Source organism: Micromonospora sp. NPDC049101, from assembly GCF_040648675.1.
Lineage (GTDB): Bacteria > Actinomycetota > Actinomycetes > Mycobacteriales > Micromonosporaceae > Micromonospora.
In genome coordinates this window covers 21,179-44,009 of sequence record NZ_JBEZED010000033.1, presented here as the reverse complement: position 1 = coordinate 44,009, position 22,831 = coordinate 21,179, and the positions used below count along the sequence as shown (strand labels likewise).

Sequence of the window (22,831 nt, the reverse complement as noted above, 5' to 3'; positions counted from 1 at the left end):
CGCACCCGCCGGCGTCGCCGCCCCGGTACGCGGTCCTCCTGGAGGTCCGCTCAGCGACTGTCGGTGGTGCAGCACCCGCTGGCGTCGCCGCCTGCGGGGGAGCGCAGGGCAGCGCCGGGGGCGCAGCAGGTGTCGCCGCGCCAGGCTTCGCGGCCTTCCTTCACCGCGACCGCAGCGATGATCAGGGCGGCGGCGGGGTCGGCCCACCACCAGCCGAACAGCGAGTTGACCGCGAGCCCGACCAACAGCACCGCCGAGAGGTACGTGCAGAGCAGGGTCTGTTTGGAGTCCGCGACGGCCGACGCCGAGCCGAGTTCGTGTCCGGCGTGGCGTTGCGCCGCCGACAGGACTGGCATCACCGCCAGGGACACCGCGGCCAGGACCAGGCCGATCGTGGTGTGCTCCGCGCGGTCCGCTCCGACGAGCGCGCGCACCGATTCGACGGTCACGTACGCGGCGAGGGCGAAGAACGACAACGCGATGACGCGTAGCGCGGCGCGTTCGCGGCGTTCGTGGTCGGGTCCGGAGAACTGCCAGGCGACGGCGGCGGCGGAGGCCACCTCGATGACGGAGTCGAGGCCGAACCCGATCAGCGCGGTCGAGGAGGCCATCCTGCCGGCGGTGATCGCCACGATCGCCTCGACGACGTTGTAGGTGATCGTCGCCGCGACGAACAGGCGCACCCGCCGAATCAAGACCGACTGTCGGGCCGGTGACGGGCCGAGCGACACCAACGGCAGGGGCGTGCCCATCAGCAGCACCCCTCGGACTCGGCGGCGGGGCAGGCGGCCGGGTCGACGGCCAGGACCAGGCCGAGGAGGTCTCCGAGGGCGTGCACGAGTCGGGCGTCAGCCAGTTCGTAGCGGCTGCGCCGGCCTTCTGGCACCGCGACGACGAGGCCGCAGCCCCGCAGGCACGCCAGGTGGTTGGACAGGTTCTGCCGACTCGTGCCCAGCAGGTCGGCGAGGTCCGCGGGGTAGCCGGGCCCCTCGCGCAGGGCGAGCAGGAGGCGGGCGCGGACCGGGTCGGACAGGGCGTGACCGAAGCGGGCCAGGACCTGCCCGTGCGTCAGAGTCTCCACCACGCAACAGTACATCGTCCGCTGAATAAACAAAATGCTGAACTATTTGGTCACGAGTCTTGACGTGGCGCGAACCAATCATCTTAGTATGCGCATGTGAGCATGATTTCCGATCTGATCGGCCGGCGCGACGGTGCCGGAGCGGCGAGGGAGACCCACTGATGGGCCACGACCACGGCCACAGCCACCAGGTGACGGCGACCGGGCGGCACCGCCGAGCCCTGGCCGGCGTACTCCTGGTGTCGTTGGTGATCTTCGCGGTTGAGGTCGTCGGTGCGGTCCTCACCGACAGCCTCGCGCTGCTCGCCGACGCCGGTCATGTGCTGGCCGACGCCGGCGGTGTCGCCCTCGCTCTCGGCGCGGCCATGCTCTCCGCCCGCCCGGCGACCGGGCGGCGCACCTTCGGCTGGGCGCGCGCGGAGATCCTCGCCGCCGCCGTCAACGGCCTGATCCTGGCCGGGATGGGCGTCTACGTCTTCGTCGAGGGCGTCCGGCGTCTGTTCGAACCGGTCGACGTGCGACCCGGTGGCATGGCCGTCTTCGCCGCGATCGGTCTGGTCGGCAACCTCGTCGGGGTGGCGTTGCTCTACCGGGCCCGCGACGCGAGCCTCAACATGCGCGGCGCGTTCCTCGAGGTCGCCACCGACACCGCCACCTCCGTCGGCGTCCTCGCCGCCGCCGCGGTCATCGCGCTGACCGGCTTCACCCGCGCCGACGCGATGGTGTCCCTACTCATCGGCCTCGTCATCGCCCCCCGTGCGCTGCGGCTGTTGCGCGACGCGGTCAACATCCTGCTCGAAGCCGCCCCGGCGGAGGCCGACCTCGAACAGATCCGCCAGCACATCACCGACGTCGACCACGTCCTTGGCGTGCACGACCTGCACGTACACACCGTGACCTCGGGCCTGCCCGTCCTCACCGCGCACGTCGTCGTCGACGACTCCTGCTTCCACGACGGCCACGCCCCACAACTACTCGACGCCCTGCAGACCTGCCTGGCCGGGCACTTCGACGTCGAACACTCCACGTTCCAGCTCGAACCGGCAGGCCACGCCGATCACGAACACCCCACTCACCCCTGAACCGCGAAATCGAGGCCTCTGCTTGACCGGCACCCAGGTCGCTGGCGCGCAGCGGCGGCTCACGCGGCTCGTGGCAGGATGCGCCCGTGCGTCCTCGGCTGTTCCTCCTGTCCGCCGCGGCGGTGTGCGCCGCCGTCCATGTCGCAGGCGTCCTGACGGCCCGTCCGATCTGGCGTTACGCCGAGGTGCTGAGCGTCGGTCTGCTCCTTGCCCACGCCATGGTCAGCCGATCGCCGGTCTCCCGCTGGGCGCTGGGCGTATCCCTCGCGATCCTGCTCGCCGACGCGGTCCGGACGATGCCGACCGCTCGGGACAGCGCTGGCTACGGCGTGCAGATGCTCACGCCGGGCCCGGCCCCGGAGACACCGTCCGCGTTCGAGTCCGGCCTCTCCCTCTGTTGGGCTTCGTTGACCGTGGTCCTGGTGCTGCTCGTCGCGTTTCGCCGCGGTGGTTGGCGTTGGCGGACGGCGGTGCCGGCCGTCGTGGGGGCAGCGCTGGTCATCGGGTACGCCGCCGTGCGCGTTGTCGCCACCTGGCTTACCGCCGCTGCTGAACCTCCGCGAGCGAGCGACACCGACGTGGCCGATCTGACGACGGCCGTGAGCATGGCGGTCCTGCCGCCCCTGGTTCTCGGAATCGCCGCGCTGGCACTCGCCTCGGCGCTTCTCGGCCACGGTCGGCGGCTCGCCTCGACCGGCGCGGCGCTGCTGGCCCTCATGGCGCTGCCACTGATGGACAGCGGCATCGCCGTGGTCCCGATGCCCCTGCACCTGTGGAGCGACAACGTCGGGTTCTTCTGGGATGCCGTCACGCCCACGCTGTCCATGCCGCAACCGATGCCGGCGCTCACGGCGATGGCCGAGTTGACCGCGTACCTGCTGCTCGTCGTCGGCCTCACCGAACCAGCCGGTGAACGGCATCGGGCAGTGTCCTAGGGCGTGTGTCAACGTCCTCGGTCGAGCCGAGGCGGAGTCCAGACGGCGGTCCGGCAAGGCGGAGATTGACCTGGATACCGGTGTTGTATCCAGGTCAATCTCCAACGCAGCCGGTCGTCGTCTGGGCCCGCCGCAGGCCGGCCAGGGGCTTGACACACGCCCTAGGCGGGGTGCGAGGACCGGGCCGCCGCGATCCCGCCGAGGACCACGGCGAGCACACCCAGCGCCAGCGCCGCGTAGCCACCTACGACTCCGCTGCCGCTGCCGGGACCTCCGTCGGCGGTGGCCACCACCCACCCACCGACGACCGTCCCGATCATGCCCGCCACCAGGGCTCCTGTCGTTCCTCGGCGTCCGACACGGCGGGCGAGCGCGAGTCCGCCGGCAATCGCGCCGGCCAGCGCCACGAACGCGGCGGTGGTGGCCACGAGGCGTCCACCGGTGAGGGTGTAGGCGTCGACAGTGGATGCGGCGAGGTGCTGGAGTGACATGCGATCTCCTTCGATCGGGCGGGACGTTGCCCAATCCTGGCCCTCGGCACCATCCGTCGGCGTCGTGCGGGCGCGGTCACCTCGCGCTGCCGCGGACGCGGTAGGAGTGACGAACTACCGCGGGTGCGGTAGGTCGCCACTCCTGCGCGGGCATGAGTCGACCAGGGCGGACTCCCCGCTAGAGTGCCCACATGAGCAGGGCCCGCATCGGCGTCCGGGACTGGGCGGTTGCGGTCGGTGTGGCGACCGTCGTCCTGGTCACCGGGCTTTCCGAACCGCGCGGCCTCGAACCGTTCGGCGGTGTGCTGCTGGCGGCCGGGGGCCTGGCACTTACCGCGCGTCGCCGCGCCCCGATCCCCGTGCTGGCGTTCACCGGGCTGTGCGCCGTGGCCGGTCAGTGGGCCGGGGTCGACGTGCCGGCCGTCGCGTACCTGTTCGCGGTGTACGCCGCCGTACGCGCGGGGCACCGCACCGGCACTGTGGTGACCAGTGTGATCACGCTGGTGGCCCTTCCCGTCGCGGCCATGGCGTCGGGCCGGTACGACCCGGGCGAGGCGTTCGCGCAGGCCCGAGGCGTTCTCGAACTGGCCTGGTTGATCGCCGCGGGTGCGGCCGGCGAGGCGCTGCGCCAGGCCGAGCGGCGGGCGGACGAGGCCGAGCGCACCCGCGAGGAGAGCGCGCTGCGCCGTGCCGACGAGGAACGGCTGCACATCGCGCGGGAGTTACACGACACCCTCACCCACCAGATCTCGGTGATCAAGGTGCAGGCCGAGGTCGCGGTGCACCTGGCCCGGAAGCGGGGCGACCCGGTGCCGGACGCGCTGTTGGCGATCCGGGACGCCGGTCGCGAGGCGTCCCGCGAACTGCGCGCGACCCTGGAGGCGCTGCGCGACGACGCGGACACGCGGTCGTGCGGGCTCGACCACGTCGCGGACCTGGTGCGGCGCGCCCGGACGACCGGCCTGGACGCGACCCTGACCGTCGAGGGACACCGCGCCGACGTGCCAGCCGCGGTGGACCGGACCGCGTACCGGATCGTTCAGGAGTCGCTGACCAACATCGTCCGGCACGCCGCGGCCGCCACGGCATCGGTCCGGATCGACTACCGGCTCGACACGGTGGCCATCCGGGTCGACGACGACGGCGGGGCCACACCGGAGCTGGTGCCGGTGGCCGGGGTCGGGCTGCTGGGGATGCGCGAACGGGTGACCGCCCTCGGCGGCCGCCTCCGTGCCGAACCGCTCAGTGAGGGCGGCTTCACCGTCCAGGCCGAACTTCCACTGGAACGCACGCCGTGATCCGGGTCCTGCTCGTCGACGACCAGGTGCTCATCCGTAGCGGATTCCGCGCACTGCTCAACGCCGAGGACGGCATCGAGGTGGTGGCCGAGGCCGCCGACGGTGCCGCGGGTGTGGCGCTGGCCAGGCAGCATCTGCCGGACATCGCGCTCATCGACATTCAGATGCCGTTCGTGGACGGTATCGAGGCGACCCGGCGCATCGCGGCCGACCCGACGCTGGCCGGGGTGCACGTCGTCATCCTGACCAACTACGGCCTGGACGAGTACGTCTTCGACGCACTTCGAGCCGGCGCGGCCGGGTTCCTCGTCAAGGACATCCGGCCGGAGGACTTCCTGCACGCCGTCCGCGTCGCCGCCCGGGGGGACGCGTTGCTCGCGCCGGCGATCACGCGCAAGCTGATCAACCGCTACGTCTCCCAACCGCCGCAGCTGGATCCCGGCCTGGCGCTGACGGTCCTGACCAACCGCGAACGGGAAGCCGTCACGCTTGTCGCGAGGGGTCTGTCCAACGACCAGATCGCCAACCGCCTGGTGATCAGCCCGGCGACCGCGAAGACCCATGTCAACCGGGCCATGGCCAAGCTGCGCGCCCGCGACCGCGCACAGCTCGTGATCATCGCCTACGAGTCCGGTCTGGTGACCCCGCGCGACAGCTAGGACGTGTGCCGCTCGTGGTGGGGGTCAGGGTGCGTCCGGTCGATGGGCGGGTTGGAACAGCTCGACGAGGTTGCCGGCGGGGTCGGCGAGCAGGATCTGGCGTCCGCCCGGGCCGGAGATCACGTCGCTGCGGAACGACAGGCCCGTGCCGCGCAGTCGGTCGATCTCGGCATCCAGGTCATCGACGGCGAGGTGGATGCGGTTGCGTCCGGCGTCGGTGACGTCGTCAGGGGTGGCGCGGGCGCCGGAACTGGCCGGCCCGGACAGCAGCAGCCGCAGCGGGCCGCGCACGACGTCGGCGAAGGCGGGCACGGCGCTGCTGTGCAGGGTGAAGCCGAGACGGGTGGTGTAGAAGTCGATGGCCGCTTGGACGTCATCGACAATGTAGCGAACGCTGGCGTGCTGGTCGGGCAGTGTCATGGCGGCATCTCTTCGTCAGGGCCGGATGGCGTTGAGGACGGGTAACAGGTGTCTGACGCGGGTGGCGATGTCGGCCGCGGTGCGCTGGAAGGCCGGGTAGCCGGCCTGGTCGGTGACGTCGGCCGGGGCCGGGTCGGGGATGCTCCAGTGCACTCGCCGGGGGTGGCCCGCAAAGTCGGGGCATGCCTCGCGGGCCTTGTCACACAGGCTGATGACGTAGTCGAACCGGCGACCGGTCAGCGTGTCCCAGTGCCGGGGGCGCTGGCCGGTGATGTCGAGACCGAATTCCTCGCGGACCACCCGTACGGCATTGGGGTGCAGGCGGGGTTTGGGCCGGGTGCCGGCGCTGGTCACCTCCACCCGGCCGTCGGTGTGGTGCCGGAGCAGGGTCTCCGCGATCGGTGAGCGGGCACTGTTGCCGGTGCAGACGAACAGCACGCCGAGGCGGGGTGCGCGCCCCAGGTTCACCGGGACCACGTGCGGCGCGACGGGTGCCCGGCGCAGCGCCGGATGCAGCGCGCCGCCGGTGTCGGCCAGCGCCTTGGCGCAACGGTCCAGATCCAGGTGGTAGTAGCTGTCGCGGCCGTCGAAGCTGCTGCGGGTGGTGGCTACCAGGCCGCCGTCGCGCAGCAGCCGCAGGTGATAGGAGACCAGGCTCTGTGGCTCGTCCACGAGCGTCACCAGCTCTCGGACCCGGTAGTCGCTGGCCGCGAGCTCGGTCAGCAGCCGCCACCGCAGCGGATGGGCGGCGAGACGCACGAACGCCGGAGCGGTTTGACTCGACATCGCCACAACCGAAAGATACATCAGACAGAGACGATCCATCAAATGTTTTTGATGGATTGGCGGCAGGGTGCTACCTGCCTCCGGTACTTGCGCCCGAGCAGCGAAAAGCGAGATCATCACGCATGCTCGACCCCTCGCCCGAGGACGACGGGACCGCGCCGACGGTCTCCACACCGGACTTCGTGGGCCGTGCTCGGGAGATGGCAGCGCTCCGGGGCGCCCTGGCCCGGCCACCGGCGATCGTGCTGGTGGAGGGCGAGGCCGGCATCGGCAAGAGCCGACTGCTGCGCGAGTGGTTGGCGGCGCCGGGCCAGCGCACCGCCCTGGTCTCGGTGTGCCCACCGCTGCGCGAGTCGCTGACCTTGGGGCCGATCGTCGACGCGTTCGGTGGGATCGACCACCCGGTGTCGCGACTGCCGCTCACCGCGCTCGCGGGTGCGTTACGGCCCCTGTTCCCGGAATGGTCCGCGGACCTGCCGCCCGCGCTACCGCCGTTGGACGACGCGAAGGCAGCCCGGCATCGGCTGTTCCGCGCCCTGGACGAGCTGCTGCGCGCTCTGCACGTCGACGTTCTCGTGCTCGAGGACGCCCACTGGGCCGACGAGGTGACCCTGGAGTTCCTGCTGTTCGTCACCTCCCGGCAGCAGACGGACGGGCCCAGCCTCGTGATCTCCTACCGGCCGGAGGAGGTGGATGACGGGTCGCTGTTGCTGCGGCTGACGTCCCGGTTGCCCGCCGGCGTGACCCAACTGAGGATCGCCCTGGCGCCGATGCGACCCGACGACACCGCGGCGCTGGTGTCCTCGATGCTGGACGGCAACCCGATATCGCAGGAGTTCGCCACGTTCATGCACGAGCGGACCGGTGGTGTCCCGCTGGCGCTTGAGGAGTCGGTTCGCCTCATGTACGACCGCGCCGACCTCGTCTTCCGCGACGGGCAGTGGGTCCGGCTGAAGCTGCGCGAGCTACGGGTGCCGCCGACGGTGCGCGACTCCACCCGGGAGCGGGTGGGCCGTCTGTCGCCGACGGCGCAGCAGGTGTTGCGAGCCGCGGCGACGTTGGCTGAGCGGTCGTCGGTGGCCACGATCGCGGTGACCGCCGGCCTGTCGCCCGCCGCGTGTCGCGACGCCATCACGGAGGCGGCCGGCGCCGGTGTCCTGGACGGAGACGACCGCGGCCAGTGGCGATTCCGGCATGTGCTGGCCGCGACGGCTGTCTACGAGGCGATCCCGATGACCGACCGCAGACACGTCCACCTGCTGGCCGGCCGGGCCCTGGAGAACATCCACCCGCCGCCGGTGGCACGCCTTGCCCACCACTTCCGCGAGGCCGGCGAGACGCGGTCCTGGGCGCGCTACGCCGAGCAGGGTGCCGAGCTGGCCATGGCGTCGGGCGACCACACCAAGGCTGTCGACATGCTCGTCGACCTGTTGTCGTGGGCCGTGCTGCCGCCGGTGGACCGGGCACGGATAGCGCGCATCGCCGGAGTAGCCGCACTGGGCCGTCGCGAACCGGTCGACCAGGTCCACCAGCGGGTGATCCGTACCCTGCGCTCGGTGTTGGAAACCCCCGGTCTCTCCGCCCGCCAGCAGGCCGAGATCCGCAACCCGTTGGGTCGGCTCCTGATCACCGCGGGTGAGGCGCAGGCCGCACTCGGCGAGCTTGAGCAGGCGGTGGCCAACCTCGACCATGACCCGGTCGAGGCGGCCCGGGCGATGACCTACCTGGGCTGGGCCTACGCGGGACCGTGGCCGGCGTCGACCCATCGGCGTTGGCTCGATCGCGCCGCTGAACTCACCACCGAATTCGCCTCACCCGCGGAACGGCTGAACCTGGCCGGCAACCGAGCCGCGGCGCTGCTCATGCTCGGCGAGGAGGAGGCGTGGGACGTCGTCGCCGGCCTGCCCGTCGACGGCGCGACCTCGGCGGAGCGTCTCGACGTGGCCCGCATCCACACGAACGTCGGGACCGGCGCGGTGATCTGGGGCCGGTACGCCGACGCGGACGACCACCTCGCCGTGGCCATGCACCTCGCCGAGACCGAGCAGGCGTCCCGGTTGCAGCACAACGTCCGACTCGAACAGGCCAACCTGGCGTGGCTCACCGGCCGGTGGGAGGGTCTCGCCGAACAGGGCGCGGCACTCGCCGACGCGGACCGCGACCGTCCGGCGCACTACCTCGGCAGCATCCGGCTCGCGGCCCGACTGGCCGCCGCAGCCGGACGGCGGCGCGCCGCCGAGGAGCAGTTCCGCCTGGTCCTGGAGGAGTCCGCCCGTCTCGGCGCGGTCGACGACACGATGGAGGCCGCCGCCGCGCTGGCCAGACTGTGGCTGACGGACGGAAACAGCGGCCGGGCGCTGCAGGTCACCAACGAGCCGATGGACACCGTCCGGAGGAAGGGCATCTGGATCTGGGCGACGGACCTGGTCCCCGCCCGGATCGAGGCGCATCTCGCCGCGGGGGACCTCAGGGCCGCGACGCGCCTGGGTGACCAGCTCGCCAGAGGGCTGCGGGGCCGTACGGCGCCCGCACCTCGCGCCGCGCTCGCCGGATGCCGTGCCCTGCTGCTCGCCGCGGCCGGAGACCACGCCCGGGCGGCCACAGCGTGGGATCGGGCGGCGCGCGCCTGGAGCGCGTTGCCGCGTCCCTACGACGCCATGCTCGCCCGCGAGCGGCAAGCCGAGGCGCTCATCGCGCACGGCCGGCTCGACCACGGCCGAGAGTTGCTGGCCGCACAGTACGAGCACTTGTTCAGGCTCGGGGCCCGTGGCGACGCGGACCGTGTCGCACAGCGGCTTCGCGAGCACGGCGCCGAGGTACCGCGACTGTGGCGTGGCGGCCGACGAGGGTACGGCGACCAGCTCTCACCGCGCGAGCTCGACGTGGTCCAACTGGTCGTCGCCGGAAAGACCAACCGGGAGATCAGCCGGATCCTGGCCAAGTCACCGGCGACCGTGGATCAACAGTTGCGTGCGGCGATGCGCAAGTTGAAGGTGACCACCCGGACCGCGCTCGCGGTCAAGGCGGTGGAGGCCGGAGTGTTCGCCGAAGAGGACTCCCTCGACGTCCCGTCGTGAAAATTGACGTATCCGCTGGATAGCGACGGCCACTGAGCCCGCCGAGCATGGCTGCATGATCCATAGCCCTTGGGCAATGCGTGCCTGAGCGACAAGTCGCGCGTGACGACGCCGCCATCGAGCATCCGCCACCACCTGAGCCGCCTCGCGAGCCGCACGTCAGCGCCCCCGACGCCCATGACGCCGACGGTACCGACGACCACATGAACCACGACCCCTACCAACCCCTGTAGGTCGAAGGACTCTCATGAGAATCACAGCCCTCGCGGCAACGCTTGCCGTAGCGGTCGGCCTGAGCCTGATCCAGGCGCCACCGGCGTCCGCCGTCGAACCGGATCCCGGTGCCCCCACCGACAAGATCGCCACGAACCTGAAGGACCGCTTCCGCGCGGAGCCGAAGTCCGACTTCTGGATCACGTTCGACACCAGGGCCGACCTCGCGCCGACGAAGAAGATCACCGACTGGACCGCTCGCGGGCAGTTCGTCTACGACGCGCTGACCGCGGCGGCGAAGACCTCCCTGGCCTCCGTGTCCACCGAGCTCGACCGGGCCGGCGTCAAGTACACCTCCTACCCGATCGCCAACACGGTGCTCGTCAAGGGCGGCAACGAGAAGCTCGCCCGCACCGTGGCCTCGAAGTCGCAGGTCGCCGAGATCCACGCGACGCCGCAGGTCGCGCTGGTCAAGCCCGTCGACGAGCAGAGCCCCGCCGACCAGGAGGCCCGCCCCGCCCCGAAGGCCGCCGCCGAGGCGGGCACCTCCACCTGGGGTCTGGACGCCATCCACGCACCCGAGGCCTGGGCCATGGGCGCCACCGGTGCGGGCATCACCGTGTCCAACCTCGACTCGGGCGTCCAGTTCGACCACCCCGCCCTGCTGCAGAAGTACCGTGGCACGAAAACCGACGGCACTGTCGACCACAACTACAACTGGATGGCCGCCCGGGGCACGTGCGCCGACGCGCCGTGCGACGACAACGGCCACGGCACGCACACCATGGGCACCATGGTCGGTGACGACGGCACCAACCACGTCGGCGTCGCCCCGGACGCGCGGTGGATCGCGACGAACGGCTGCTGCGAAAGCACCGGCGTCGAGTCGCTGCTGCGCTCCGGCTGGTGGCTGCTCGCCCCGACCGACGTGCACGGGAACAACCCCGACCCGTCCAAGCGCCCGCACGTCATCAACAACTCGTGGGGCCAGACCGAAGAGCACAGCTTCAACAACTTCTTCCAGGCCATCGACGACGCCTGGAGCGCCGCGGGCATCTTCAGCGTCTGGTCGTCGGGCAACACCGCACCGTACGCGGACTGTGACACCGTCTCCTCGCCCGGCTCCGCCGAGAGCGCCTACTCCGTCGGCGCCACCAGGCCGGACGGCACGCTCGCGCTGTTCTCCCGCAAGGGCGAGGGTGAGGGTGGCCGGATCAAGCCGGAGATCTCCGCCCCGGGCGACGGTGTCCGTTCGTCGTACCCGGGCAACGGCTACGTCGAGATGTCCGGCACCTCGATGGCCGCCCCGCACGTTGCCGGCGCCGTCGCGGCGCTGTGGAGCTACGACCCGACCCTCATCGGGCAGGTCGAGGAGACCCGCCGCCTGCTCGGTGAGTCGGCCGTCGACGTCGACGACACCGAGTGCGGCGGCACCGCCGACGTCAACAACAAGTTTGGCGAAGGCCGGCTCGACCTCGTCCGGCTGCTCGAACTCGCGCCCCGCAAGGGCGGCACCCTCACCGGCGTCGTCACCGCCAACGGCGCCCCGGTCCCCGCCGCCGACGTGACGATCAGCGGACCGTTCAGCCGGTCGATCGGCACCGACAAGGACGGCCGGTTCACCACGAACCTCCCGGTCGGCGACTACCAGCTCAGCACCAAGGTCTTCGGCTACCTGACCGCGACCGCGAACGTCACGATCACCCTCGGCCAGGACACCTCCGTCAAGCTGCCGCTCACGGCTGCCGTGCGGCACGACATCAGCGGCAGGGTCGTCGACGACAAGTCGCGGCCCGTTCCGAACGCCGACGTCTCCGTCCGGGACACGCCGCTGAAGCCGGTACGCACCGATGCCAACGGCGCGTTCACGATCGGCGCCGTCCCCGAGGGCGGGTACACCCTCACCGTCACGCCCAACGCCTGCTTCTCGCCCACGAGCGTCGCGCTGAGCGTCGGCGCGCAGAACGAGTCGCGCGAGATCCGCGTCGGGCTCGTCGTCGACGAGGGCGGCTACAGCTGCGCCGTCTCCGAGGGTGAACACCTGCGCGGCACCGACCCGGTCACCTTCGGCAGCGGCGTGTGGGCGACGGTGAAGCTGCCGTTCCCGATCGCGCTCTACAACGGCAGCCACGACACCCTCGGCATCGGTCTGCGCGGCGTGATCGCCCCGGACGGCGCCACCGGACCCGGCTATGGCGGGGCGGGCATCTTCCCGTTCTACGTCGAGACCCCCGTCGAGTTCGCCCCTGGCGGGGGAGTCTTCACGGCGGCCACCAAGGTCAACGGCGAGGACGCGTTCGTCGTCGAGTACCGCGACGCCAAACTCTGGGCCTATCCGGACCGGACCGAGTACACGGAGCCGGTCAGCTTCTCGGCCACGCTCACCCGCTCCGGCACCGTGATCTTCGGGTACGGCGACGGCGTCGGATCCGACGACCCGGTGACCGCCGGCGTCCACGCCGTCACCGGCATCCAGGGCTGGGCCGGCGTCGACGGCATCCGGTTCTCCGACAGCGCCCCGGTGCTGCGCGACGGGATGATCGTCACCTACGACCTGCCGGACTTCGGGTACCTCGACGCGACTGTCGTCGACAAGAACGACGCACTGCCGGTCGCCGGGGCCAAGGTCTCGTTCACGAACAAGTCCGGGCTCGTGGAGACCGTCACGACCAACGGGACCGGCATCGTGCATCGCCAGCTTCCCGTCAGCGACTACACCATGACCGTCGACGCGCCGAACTACCCGACCGCGGCGTACCCCTTCTCCCTCGACAAGCTCTACGCGAAAGCGAAGATCGACGCGCGGCTGACCACGGGCGTCGCCGGCCTGAAGGCCGACGGCCTCGACGCCGTGCTGGGCACCGACCAGAACGGCGTGGGCTCGCTGACGCTCACCAACAACGGTTCCGCCCCACTCACGTACAACCTGGGCGAGGCCGCCCGCCACCCCGACCTGGACGCCGCCGGCGCCACCACGCGCACCGGGAAGGGTGCGGCCAGCACGATCGACCTCACCGCGTGGAAGGCCGGTGCGAGCGGCATGAAGCCGTCGAACGTCGACGGCAAGGCGGCGACGGTGAAGGCGGCGGAGGCACAGGCGGCCGCCGAGGTCGGCGCGACCTCCGGCGGTGACGTCATCACCCGGATCGCCATCCCGGGCACGATCGAGAAGAAGGAGCCCTCCGGCATCGGGTACGACGGTGACGTCTGGGTCCACGACTACAACGCGCGGACCAACACCGCGTACACGGTGACCGGCAAGCCGACCGGGAAGGTCTTCGACGCGTCGTGGAACCCCGCGTACCGGGCGTTCGACATGGCACTCGACACCAAGACCGGCGACATGTGCCAGATGGAGGACAGCCCGGCCAGCTATATCCACTGCTTCGACCGGACGACCGGGAAGGAGACCCGGCAGATCAAGGGTGACTGGTCCACGCTGCAACTGACCGGACTCGCCTACAACCCGACGCAGGACGTGTTCTACGTCGGTGGCCGGAAGAACGGCATGATCGGCACCGTCGCCGGGACCTCGCACGACAAGCCGGGTGCGCTGCTGTCGTTCTGCGCCCCACCGCTGCCCGAGGTGATGGGCCTGGCCTACAACCAGTCGTCCGACACCATCTGGTACACCGATCTCACCTCGAACCGGCCCACCCGCCTGTTGCAGGTCGACCCCGACGACTGCTCGCTGGTGAACGCGTGGTGGTTCCCGGGCCAGAAGGCGGGCCAGGGCGGCGGCCTCGAAACCGACTCGACCGGGGCGCTGTGGGCGGCGGACCAGATCGCCGATGACGTCGTGCTCGTCGACGTCGAGGACGACCTGATCACCGACCTGCCGTGGCTGTCGCTCTCCTCGACCGGCGGCACCCTCGCCCCGGGCGCGTCGACGACCGTCAAGGTCTCGGTCTCCTCGAAGGACACCAAGCCGGGAGTCCTCGGCGCGAACATCGTGGTCAGGTCCGACTCCGGACGCCAGTCCAAGACCTACGTCCCGGTGACGCTCACGACCACGAAGTACCAGGTCGGCGTCAACGCCGGCGGACCGTCGTTCACCGACGGCTCCGGCTTCACCTGGGCCGCCGACCAGGCCGCCGGCAAGAAGACGTGGGGCTACGAGGGTAGGACGAAGACCGCCGCCACGAAGGCCGCGATCAACGGTACGACTGACGACGCCCTGTTCCAGTCGCAGCGCACCACCCAGGAGAAGGAGCTGTTCTACCGCTTCCCCGACGCTCCCAAGGGCACTTATGCGATCGATCTCGGGTTCGCCGAGATCGAGAAGGTGGCCAGGGGCAAGCGGGTGTTCGACGTCGTCGTGGACGGCTCGCTGACGGAGTACGCGTACGACGCGGCGGCGGCCGTGGGGCCGAACACCGCCGACTGGCGCACCGCCGTCGTGCAGCACAAGGGCGGTCCGTTGACCGTGGAGCTGCGGGGCGCGAAGGGACTGAAGGCCCCGACCGTTGCCGCGCTGCGGGTGACGCTCGACCCACGCGCCGACGCGGCCGAGCCGGAGCCCCAACCCGAGCAGCCGGAGCCGGGCCCCGTGCCGGTGGCTCCCGCCGGCCGCTCGTACTCGGTGAAGGTGACCGACGGGCTCTACCGCCAGGGCACGCAGGAGTCCGGGTGGCACGGCGACGACCTCTGCGGCCCGCTGTGGTTCGACTCCAGCTTCCTGGCTCCGTTCTACGACACGGCCTGGGACGGCGTGTGCGTGACGACGAACGGCACGCTGACCTTCGACCGCGCCAGCACGCTGGGGAACAACACGGCACTGCCGTCGCCGTACCCGATCGACGCGATCTACCCGCTCTGGGACGACCTCATCGTCGACGACGAGGCAGGCATCTACTACGGCACGACGCAGGTGGACGGACTGGCGGCGCAGGTCGTCGAGTGGCGCGACGTCGCCTTCTACAGTGACCGGACGGCTCGGGTGAGCTTCTCGGTCACCCTGATCGCGGACGGGCGGATCCAGATCGGGTACGGCGACGGGATCGGCGGCGACAACCCCCTCACCCGAGGGTCGTCGGCGACTGTCGGCGTGGAGAGCCTGACGCGCAACCCGGCGAGTCAGTACTCCTTCAACCAGCCCGTCCTGAAGGCCGGCCTGGGGCTGGAATACACCCTCCCGGCGGCGGGCACGATCGAGGGAACGGCCACCAACGCGAACGACGGCAAGCCGATCGCGGGCGCGATCGTCACGCTCAGCGGACCGAGCGGTGAACGGGTCATCACGACCGACGAGTTGGGCCGGTGGAAGGCCCAGGCGCTGGTCGGTGGAAACACCGTTCAGGTCTCGGCGCCGAACTACGTCACCGCCAGCCACCCGGTGACCATCGCCAGGAAGGATCAGGCCGAGGTGGTCAACACAGCGTTGACCACGGGCGTCGCCACCGTCACCGGCGGCGACCTCGACTGGCTCCTCGACAAGGACCAGAAGGCGACCGCCGACGTGACAGTGACCAACACCGGCTCCGCCCCGCTCGACGTGCGGATCAGCGAGCAGAAGCGCACCGACGACGGCGGGCACGAAGCGGCCGACCTTCCGTGGTTGACCCTCACGGGCGCGGCCGCCACCGGCACTGTCACGCTCGCGGTCGGCGCGTCCACCACGGTCACGGCGACGGCCGACAACGCCGGCGTCAAGCCGGGCGTACTCGTCGGCGACGTGCTCGTGGCGTCGAACGCCGGCAAGGGTGAAGCCCAGCTCAAGCCGGTCCGCCTGGCGACCTCGGCCTACTGGAAGGGCGTCGACGTCGGCGGGCCCGGGCACGTCGGCACCGACGGCTTCGGCTGGGCGCCCGACCAGGCGCTGGGCTCGCGGCCGTGGGGCTACGTCGGCGGCAAGGCGCGCACCACCAGGGCCGACATCGCCGGCACCAAGGACGACGCGCTGTTCCGCAGCCAGCGGACCGGCGAGACGTTCAGCTACGTGTTCAAGAACGCCCCGGCCGGAAAGTACCGGGTCGCCCTCGACTTCGCGGAAATCGAGAAGGTCAAGGCCGGCAAGCGGGCCTTCGACGTCCTGGTCGGCGGCAAGGTCGTGCTGTACGACCACGACGTACAGGCGACCGTGGGCACGCTGACCGCGGACACCAACCTGGTCACCGTCGAGCACGCCGGTGGCGACCTGAGGATCGAGCTGCGCCGCGACAAGGGCGAGCACGACCCGATCCTCAACGCCCTCATGGTCCAGCAGGATCCGCGCCTCTGAGCTAGGGCGTGTGTCAAAGCCCCTCTGGCCGGCCTGCGGCGGGCCCAGACGACGACCGGCCGCATTGGGAATTGGCCCGGATACAACACCGGTATCCGGGCCAATTCCCGCCTTGCCGGACCGCCGCCTGGACTCCGCCTCGGCTCGACCGAGGACCTTGACACACGCCCTAGCCGAGTGGTCAGAGCCTCCGCGGCGAAGGATCGCCGCGGAGGCTCTGACTGGTTGCCCGAGGAGGATGCGTTGCCTGCCGGGTGCGGCTGTACCGGGCCGGCGTGGTGGCGGTGTGTCGGCGGAAATGCCGAGTCAGGTGGGCCTGGTCGCAGAAGCCGACGGCGATCGCCACCTCGGCCGGCGGGATGCCGGTGAGGAGAAGTTTGCGGGCGGCCTCGACCCGCCGCCCGATGATGTACGCGTGCGGACTGATCCCGAAGGTCTGGCCGAAGCTGCGGACCAGGTGCGGTACCGAACGGCCCAGGAGGCGAGCGGCGGCGGCGAGGCTGACGGCCTCCACCGTGTGCTCGTCGAGCAGCGCCCTCAGCGCGCGGGCGGCCTGCGGTTCCGGCCGGGCCGGCGGAGAAGGCACGGCGGCCAGGTGGTCGGTGAGTCGTTGCCTGACCATGGCGAGACGGGCTTCGGCGTTCAGCGGGTCCTCGTCGGCAGCAAGGACCTGGTGGAGCCCGGCGAGGGCTCGGCGCAGCGGGCCGTCGCGGAGGACGGTGTGGTCGACGGCGGAGCCGATCAGACTGGCGGGCAAAAACGCCGGGTCGAGGTACAGGTTGCGCTTGCGGAAGCCGGGCGCGTCGGCGGCGGGGCGGCCGTCGTGGACCACTCCGGGTGGCAGGACAGCGACATAGTCGGTGCCGCTCACCCCACAGTGTCGGTTGTCGAGGTCGTAACGGAGGGCGCCGGCGTCGAGGATCAGCACCGTCCAGGTGTCGTGGGCGTGCGGCGGGTAGGCGTAGTCGACGATCTGGGCGTGGAACACCTCGCTGATCTCGGGGACCGGTGGCCGCCAGGCCCGGACTCGGCAACCGGGCGGTCGGGCGCCGTCGGCGTCAAGAACGTCCAAGACCGGCGCGGCGGCCCCGGGGGATGCTCGGTCCATGTCGATCACTCCCGCTCACCTGGCCGTCGTGAATCTGTCCGAGGCGCTTGCGTCGTTCGACGACGTCTACAGTCCGCGAATCGTGACTCGGACAAACGATTATGACGTGCGGATCGCCCACACCCGGGGCGAGCACGTCTGGCACGTCCACGAGGACACCGACGAGTTCTTCCTGGTCCTGGACGGCCAGTTCAATGTCGCCTACCGCGACGCGGCCGGGCAGGAACACACAGTCGTGCTGCGTCAGGGCGACACCTTCGTGGTTCCCAAGGGCACCGAGCACAAGCCGTCCTCGCCGGGCGGGTCGATTCTGATGTTCGAGCCGACCGGGACCTCCACCACCGGCGATCGCCACGAGGGTGCGGTTCCCGACCACGTGGACAGCACGGCGGGGAAGGCCCTGACGACCCCGGGGAGGGGGCCCACCCCCAACGGCCCTGACGGTGTCCGCTACGACCGCTGGGTATCCACGCTGATGACGGCCCGTCTGCTCCTGCGGCCCTACCGGGAGTCAGAGCTGCCGGCATTTCTCCTTCTGGCCCTTGATCCGGAGGTGACGCATCTCGTGGGCGACGGCGCCCCGTGGAGCCGGCAGCGCGCGGTTGACCGGTTCCACCGGGGCCGGGCCGCGCACGAACAGGGCAGCGGAGTGTGGCTCCAGGTCGCGGATCGCCACACCGACGAGCAGGTCGGCGTGGTGGCCGTCGAGCGTCGGGCGGACGACCTCGAGATCGGGGTCTGGATCACCCCCGCGCGGTGGTCGAACGGCTACGCCCGCGAAGCGCTCCGTGCCGTGCTCGGTCAGCTCCGGATCACCCGCGGCCTCGCGGGTCTCCCGATCGTCGCCGAGATCGACAGTCAGCATGTCCGGTCCTCGCAGCTCTTCCAATCCCTGGGCTTCCGGTTGGGAGGGCCGGGGATCGGCCGGTACGGCAATCGCGTCGACAGGTACGTCCTGGGGCGTCAGCGACTCCGCTGAGCAGGAACGGACGAGACGCCGGCCGTTCGAGGCGCCGGGCTCCCTGCCGGTCGGATGACCGGCTGGCGGGGGGCCCGGCACCGTCGCCGTCAGCGGCCCTGTAGGCGCTTCACGTTGTCGCCGAAGGTCCAGCCCTTCGACCCGTCCCAGTTCGCCGACCAGGTCATCAGGCCCTTGAGGCCGGGCACGGAGTTCCAGGCCTGCGTGACAAGCGACGTCGACAGGTGGCCGCCGCCCGCCCCGATCTGCGCGGGCAGCCCGGGGACCTGCTTGTCGTACGGCACGCGGATGGTGGTGCCCTGGATGGTGAGGCCGTTGTTCAGGCACTGCGTCTGCACCGTGAAGCCCTGCACGGTGCCCGCGGGGTACGAGTCGCCGGCGCAGCCGTACATGCTGCCGTTGTAGTACTGCATGTTCAGCCACCAGAGGCGGCCGTTGTCCACGTACTTCTTGATGATCGGCAGGTACGAGCCCCAGATCGAGCCGTAGACCACACTGCCGCCGGTGACGTACGCCGTCTCCGGTGCCATGGTCAGGCCGAAGTTCGACGGCATCCGGGCCAGCACGCCGTCGATGATCCGGATCAGGTTGGCCTGCGACGTGGACAGGGTGTTGATGTTGCCGCTGCCGGTCAGGCCGGTCTCGATGTCGATGTCGATGCCGTCGAAGTGGTAGGCGGTCAGGATCGGCACGATCGTCGCGATGAACCGGTCGGCGACCGCGGTGGAGCTCAGGTCGATGCCCGCGGCGGCCCCGCCGATCGACATCAGGATGGTGGCGCCGGCCGCCTTGGCCTGGCACATCTCGGCCGGGGTGGCCACCTTCACGCCAGCGTCCATGCCGTTCTCCCAGAGGACCGTGCCGTCCGAGCGGATCACCGGGAACGCCGCGTTGATCACGTTGTAGCCGTGCTGGTTGAGCCGGCTGTCGGTGAGCGGGATCCAGCCGAGGCCGGGGTGTACGCCGTTGGCGGCCCCGTCCCAGTTCTCCCAGTAGCCCTGCAGCACCTTGCCGGTGGGCCGCGACTTCACCGCGCAGGTCCCACCGGTTGGCGGCGGCGTGGTGGGGGGAGCGGTGGTCGGTGGTGGCGTGGTGGGCGGCGGGGTCGTCGGTGGTGGCGTGGTGGGTGGTGGCGTGGTGGGCGGTGGCGTGCTTCCCGAGCACGCGCCGAGGTCACGCCAGAGCGACGGGGTCGCGGCGGGGTTCCAGCCGGCGCCGGGGTGCGCGGTGTGGGTGACGAGCGCCTGGTAGAGCCGGCCGCCGTAGGTGACCTGGGCACCCGCCTGGTAGGTGGGGCCTTCGGCCCAGGCCGGGGCGGTGCAGGCGACCATCGCGACGGCGTTGGCCGAGGGCACGGCCGCCATGCTGCTGGGGACGAAGGCGACGGCGGCCGTGACGGTCATCGCCGCCCCGGCTACCACTGCGAAAATCCGACGGCTTCTCATGGCTCACTCCCCAGGCTTCGACGACCCGCGACCCCCACATATTGACGTTCGTGAAGCCTAATATCAAGGATTGTTTACAGATCCTCGAAGTGCCCGCTTGGGTGCGTGTCCTACGACAAGGCGAAACCTGAGCGATTTTCCCCTTCCGTCCGAGATTCCCCCTCGGCGCGAATACGGTGAGGTCGGGCGAGCAGGCACGTCATCGCGGCAGCGGAGCCCGGCCGCCAGCCGTCCACGTGCTCCTCAACGGGGTTGCCGGGCGGATGCGGCCCCGGCGGGGCCGCGTCGGCGGCCGTGCACATCTGCCCGCGCTCGGAAACCACTGACCAACGAGGGAGAAGAGACATGCTCGGTATCTCGCTACGTCGGCCGAAGACCATCGCCGCAACGCTCGCCGCCGCGACGCTGGTGACGGTGCTCGGCTCAGCCGCCCCAGGCGTGTCCGCGGACGGCGGTGTGCGACCAACCCCGGACGAGGGGCACCGCACCAGACCAACAATCGTCCTGGTGCACGGCGCCTGGGCCGACGGCTCAAGCTGGAGTGGGGAGGTCCGCAGACTCCAGGCCCGCGGTTTCGACGTCCAGGTCGCGCCACAACCCAACCGGGGGCCGTCGATCGACAGCGGCTACCTGAAGGACTTCCTGTCCACCATCGAAGGTCCCATCGTGCTCGCGGCCCACTCGTACGGCGGTTTTGTGGCGAGCGACGCCGCGACCGGCAACAACAACGTCAAGGCACTCGTGTTCGTCGACGCCTTCGCCCCGGAGAAGGGGGAGACAGTGGAGGATCTCAGCGCGGGCTCCGGCTCGGTGCTGGACCCGGCCGCGACCGACCCCACGAGCGTCTTCAAGCTCGTGCCGTTCCCCGGCGCCCCGGAGGGGGCGGCCGACTCGTACGTCCTGCCGAAGGTCTTCATCACCGGCTTCGCCAACGGCCTGCCTCGGCGTCAGGCGGAGGTGCTCGCCGTATCCCAGATTGCCCTGGCCACGAACGCTACGGCGGAGCCGGCCACGGAGCCGGCGTGGAAGACGATCCCGGTATGGGCGGTGATCGGCACCGAGGACCGGGTCATCCCGCCGGCCCGCCTGGAGGAGATGATGAAGCGGGCCGGGGCCGACATCACCCGGATCGACGCCGGCCACCTGGGCCTGATCTCGCACCCCGACGAGGTCACCGAGGTCATCCTGGAGGCGGCGAGGACGACCGCCTGACAAGGCGCGCACTGGCAAGGTCGGCCGTGGCATCGCGGTGAGCGGTGCCACGGCCGTCCAAGCACTGTGGACCGTCACCTCACGCCGAGAACTGGCGAGACGAAGTTGTGTGTCCAGCTTGGGCGTGCAGATAAATGGGAAGGCGCTCAGGACGGTCGGCCGACGCCCGCGACGAAGGCATAAGCGAAATGTCGGCTGTGCGTCAGGGTGATCAGCCAGGAACCGACACCGGCCGCTTCGGCGAGCACCGTCGCGCGCCCGGCCAGGGCCAGTGCCGGCTGCCCGCAGTGGCGGCGGACCACCTCGATCTCCCGCAGGGCCGCCCCGCTCAGGCCGGGTCCCGAGGGCCTTCAACACCGCCTCCTTGGCGGCGAAGCGGACGGCGAAGCGTTCCGCCGGGTCGCGCGCGAGCAGGCAGTAGGCGCGTTCTCCCGGGGTGAGATGCCAATCCGCGAAGCGGGGGGCCCAGATGTCGTCGACGTCGACGAGGTCGGTGCCCGCACACACGACCACCCGGCTCAGCACCTGACGGGCGGCGTCGTCGGCGGCCGCGGCGATCCGCTCGTCACCCTGGCTCACGGCCGCGCCGTCCCTCCGAGTCGCTGCGGTCTGTCCACCGTGGGCGACAACACGGTCGGTATTCTCCACCTGTCATCTGACAAATCTCCCCTGCGTGTTCATCCTCGGTGACCTGAGCGCTCAGGGACGCGGCCATTGAGAGGACCCGGCCATGAGCCTGTCGTTCCCGTTGCAGCAGAATCCGAGCTCGGCGAGCGCGCAGCGGCGAGCCGAGATCATGGCGAATCCGGGGTTCGGCAGGTACTTCACCGACCACATGGCACGGGCGGTGTGGAGGCCGGACGGCGGCTGGCAGGACTCCGAGATCATCCCGTTCGGTCCGATCCTCATGCACCCCGCGGCGGCCGTGCTGCACTACGCGCAGGAGATCTTCGAGGGGATGAAGGCGTACCGGCACCGGGACGGCTCGATCTGGTCGTTCCGGCCGCAGGCCAACGGCGAGCGCTTCGCCCGGTCCGCCCGACGGCTGGCACTGCCCGAGTTGCCGGTGCCGGACTTCATGGCCTCGGTCGAGGCACTGGTCCGTGCCGATCAGGTGTGGGTGCCGGATCAGGACGAGTACAGCGTCTATCTGCGACCGTTCATGTTCGCGTCCGAGCCGTTCCTGGGGGTTCGCCCGGCCAAGGAGATCACCTACATGGTGCTCGCCTGCCCGGTCGGCGCGTACTTCTCCGGTGGCGTCAAGCCGGTCTCCATCTGGCTGTCCACCCAATACACCCGGGCGGCACGGGGCGGCACGGGCGAGGCGAAGTGCGGCGGCAACTACGCCTCCAGCCTGGCGCCCATGGTAGAGGCCGTCGAGCACGGCTGTGAGCAGGTCTGTTTCCTGGACGCCGCCGAGGGCCGCTACGTGGAGGAGCTGGGCGGCATGAACCTCTACTTCATCACTGCCGACGGCAGGATCATCACCCCGGAACTCGGCACGATCCTCGAGGGCGTCACCCGGGGGTCGATCCTCATCCTTGCCAAGGATCTCGGCCTGCAGGTCGAGGAGCGCCCGGTGGAGATCCGGGAATGGCAGGAGGGCGTCGCGTCCGGCGCGATCACCGAGGTCTTCGCCTGTGGCACCGGCGCCGTGGTCACGCCGGTCGGGCGCCTGGTCTGGGAGGGCGGCGAGGTGACGGCCCCGAAGGCCGGCGCCGAGGACTCGGTGACCATGCGGGTGCGCCGCCATCTGCTCGACATCCAGTACGGCCGGGTCGCCGACCCGTACGGCTGGATGACCCGCCTCGTCTGACGAGGAACG

Annotated in this window: 17 protein-coding genes and 1 pseudogene; 9 read left to right on the top strand and 9 right to left on the bottom strand. The window is 70.7% G+C overall.

Annotated features, from left to right (window positions below; genetic code table 11):
- Nucleotides 1-50: 50 nt before the first annotated feature.
- Nucleotides 51-752 (bottom strand): cation transporter, encoded by a 702-nt coding sequence (locus AB0B57_RS31835; RefSeq protein ID WP_357078271.1) that lies wholly within the window; start codon nucleotides 750-752, stop codon nucleotides 51-53.
- Nucleotides 752-1,096 carry a metalloregulator ArsR/SmtB family transcription factor gene (locus AB0B57_RS31830; RefSeq protein WP_357078268.1) on the bottom strand — a complete coding sequence of 115 codons (345 nt, stop codon included), beginning with the start codon at nucleotides 1,094-1,096 and terminating at the stop codon, nucleotides 752-754. Before AB0B57_RS31830 ends, AB0B57_RS31835 begins: the two co-directional genes overlap by 1 nt.
- Nucleotides 1,097-1,242: 146 nt before the next feature.
- On the opposite strand from AB0B57_RS31830, the gene AB0B57_RS31825 reads away from it, so the two are divergent.
- Both AB0B57_RS31825 and AB0B57_RS31820 read left to right on the top strand, forming a co-directional pair.
- The gene (locus AB0B57_RS31825; RefSeq protein ID WP_357078265.1) at nucleotides 1,243-2,163 is read left to right on the top strand and encodes a cation diffusion facilitator family transporter; all 921 of its coding nucleotides are present in this window, start codon (nucleotides 1,243-1,245) and stop codon (nucleotides 2,161-2,163) included.
- A gap of 86 nt (nucleotides 2,164-2,249) precedes the next feature.
- On the top strand, nucleotides 2,250-3,098 hold the full coding sequence (locus AB0B57_RS31820; protein ID WP_357078262.1) for a hypothetical protein: 849 nt from the start codon (nucleotides 2,250-2,252) through the stop codon (nucleotides 3,096-3,098).
- 161 nt (nucleotides 3,099-3,259) lie between these two features.
- Here the strand turns inward: AB0B57_RS31820 and AB0B57_RS31815 are convergent, their stop codons facing one another.
- Nucleotides 3,260-3,589, bottom strand: coding sequence for a DUF6223 family protein (locus AB0B57_RS31815; protein WP_357078259.1), 330 nt, complete (start codon nucleotides 3,587-3,589; stop codon nucleotides 3,260-3,262).
- Between the two features lie 191 nt (nucleotides 3,590-3,780).
- Here AB0B57_RS31815 and AB0B57_RS31810 point away from each other — a divergent pair, with 191 nt between their 5' ends.
- Together AB0B57_RS31810 and AB0B57_RS31805 are read left to right on the top strand one after the other, a co-directional pair.
- Nucleotides 3,781-4,887 (top strand): sensor histidine kinase, encoded by a 1,107-nt coding sequence (locus AB0B57_RS31810; protein WP_357078256.1) that lies wholly within the window; start codon nucleotides 3,781-3,783, stop codon nucleotides 4,885-4,887.
- The gene (locus tag AB0B57_RS31805; protein WP_357078253.1) at nucleotides 4,884-5,546 is read left to right on the top strand and encodes a response regulator transcription factor; all 663 of its coding nucleotides are present in this window, start codon (nucleotides 4,884-4,886) and stop codon (nucleotides 5,544-5,546) included. Before AB0B57_RS31810 ends, AB0B57_RS31805 begins: the two co-directional genes overlap by 4 nt.
- Nucleotides 5,547-5,570: 24 nt before the next feature.
- On the opposite strand, the gene AB0B57_RS31800 is transcribed toward AB0B57_RS31805, so the two are convergent.
- On the bottom strand, nucleotides 5,571-5,966 hold the full coding sequence (locus tag AB0B57_RS31800) for a VOC family protein (RefSeq protein ID WP_357078251.1): 396 nt from the start codon (nucleotides 5,964-5,966) through the stop codon (nucleotides 5,571-5,573).
- Nucleotides 5,967-5,981: 15 nt separating this feature from the next.
- Nucleotides 5,982-6,752, bottom strand: coding sequence for an ArsR family transcriptional regulator (locus AB0B57_RS31795; protein ID WP_357078248.1), 771 nt, complete (start codon nucleotides 6,750-6,752; stop codon nucleotides 5,982-5,984).
- Between the two features lie 122 nt (nucleotides 6,753-6,874).
- Here AB0B57_RS31795 and AB0B57_RS31790 point away from each other — a divergent pair, with 122 nt between their 5' ends.
- Nucleotides 6,875-9,829, top strand: a complete 2,955-nt coding sequence (locus AB0B57_RS31790) for an AAA family ATPase (protein ID WP_357078245.1) — start codon at nucleotides 6,875-6,877, stop codon at nucleotides 9,827-9,829.
- A gap of 247 nt (nucleotides 9,830-10,076) precedes the next feature.
- Nucleotides 10,077-16,262, top strand: coding sequence for a S8 family serine peptidase (locus AB0B57_RS31785; RefSeq protein ID WP_357078242.1), 6,186 nt, complete (start codon nucleotides 10,077-10,079; stop codon nucleotides 16,260-16,262).
- 181 nt (nucleotides 16,263-16,443) lie between these two features.
- On the opposite strand, the gene AB0B57_RS31780 is transcribed toward AB0B57_RS31785, so the two are convergent.
- Entirely contained in the window at nucleotides 16,444-17,370 is a 927-nt protein-coding gene (locus tag AB0B57_RS31780) for an AraC family transcriptional regulator (protein ID WP_357078239.1), read from the bottom strand.
- Between AB0B57_RS31780 and AB0B57_RS31775 the strand changes: the two genes are divergently transcribed.
- Nucleotides 17,369-18,349, top strand: coding sequence for a GNAT family N-acetyltransferase (locus AB0B57_RS31775; protein WP_357078236.1), 981 nt, complete (start codon nucleotides 17,369-17,371; stop codon nucleotides 18,347-18,349). The two genes, AB0B57_RS31780 and AB0B57_RS31775, sit on opposite strands and share 2 nt — an antisense overlap.
- Before the next feature lie 89 nt (nucleotides 18,350-18,438).
- Here AB0B57_RS31775 and AB0B57_RS31770 read toward each other — a convergent pair whose 3' ends face one another.
- Complete coding sequence (locus AB0B57_RS31770; protein WP_357078233.1) at nucleotides 18,439-19,794, bottom strand: glycosyl hydrolase family 18 protein; 1,356 nt, start codon at nucleotides 19,792-19,794, stop codon at nucleotides 18,439-18,441.
- Between the two features lie 345 nt (nucleotides 19,795-20,139).
- On the opposite strand from AB0B57_RS31770, the gene AB0B57_RS31765 reads away from it, so the two are divergent.
- On the top strand, nucleotides 20,140-21,006 hold the full coding sequence (locus AB0B57_RS31765; RefSeq protein ID WP_357078230.1) for an alpha/beta hydrolase: 867 nt from the start codon (nucleotides 20,140-20,142) through the stop codon (nucleotides 21,004-21,006).
- A 146-nt stretch (nucleotides 21,007-21,152) separates the two neighbouring features.
- Here the strand turns inward: AB0B57_RS31765 and AB0B57_RS31760 are convergent, their stop codons facing one another.
- The gene (locus tag AB0B57_RS31760; protein ID WP_357078227.1) at nucleotides 21,153-21,308 is read right to left on the bottom strand and encodes a hypothetical protein; all 156 of its coding nucleotides are present in this window, start codon (nucleotides 21,306-21,308) and stop codon (nucleotides 21,153-21,155) included.
- Between the two features lie 46 nt (nucleotides 21,309-21,354).
- Nucleotides 21,355-21,513 (bottom strand): annotated as a pseudogene (locus tag AB0B57_RS31755) (4'-phosphopantetheinyl transferase superfamily protein); the annotation flags it as partial.
- Between the two features lie 223 nt (nucleotides 21,514-21,736).
- Here AB0B57_RS31755 and AB0B57_RS31750 point away from each other — a divergent pair.
- Nucleotides 21,737-22,822: a branched-chain amino acid aminotransferase gene (locus AB0B57_RS31750; RefSeq protein ID WP_357078224.1), complete on the top strand. Its 1,086-nt coding sequence runs from the start codon at nucleotides 21,737-21,739 to the stop codon at nucleotides 22,820-22,822.
- Nucleotides 22,823-22,831: the final 9 nt, after the last annotated feature.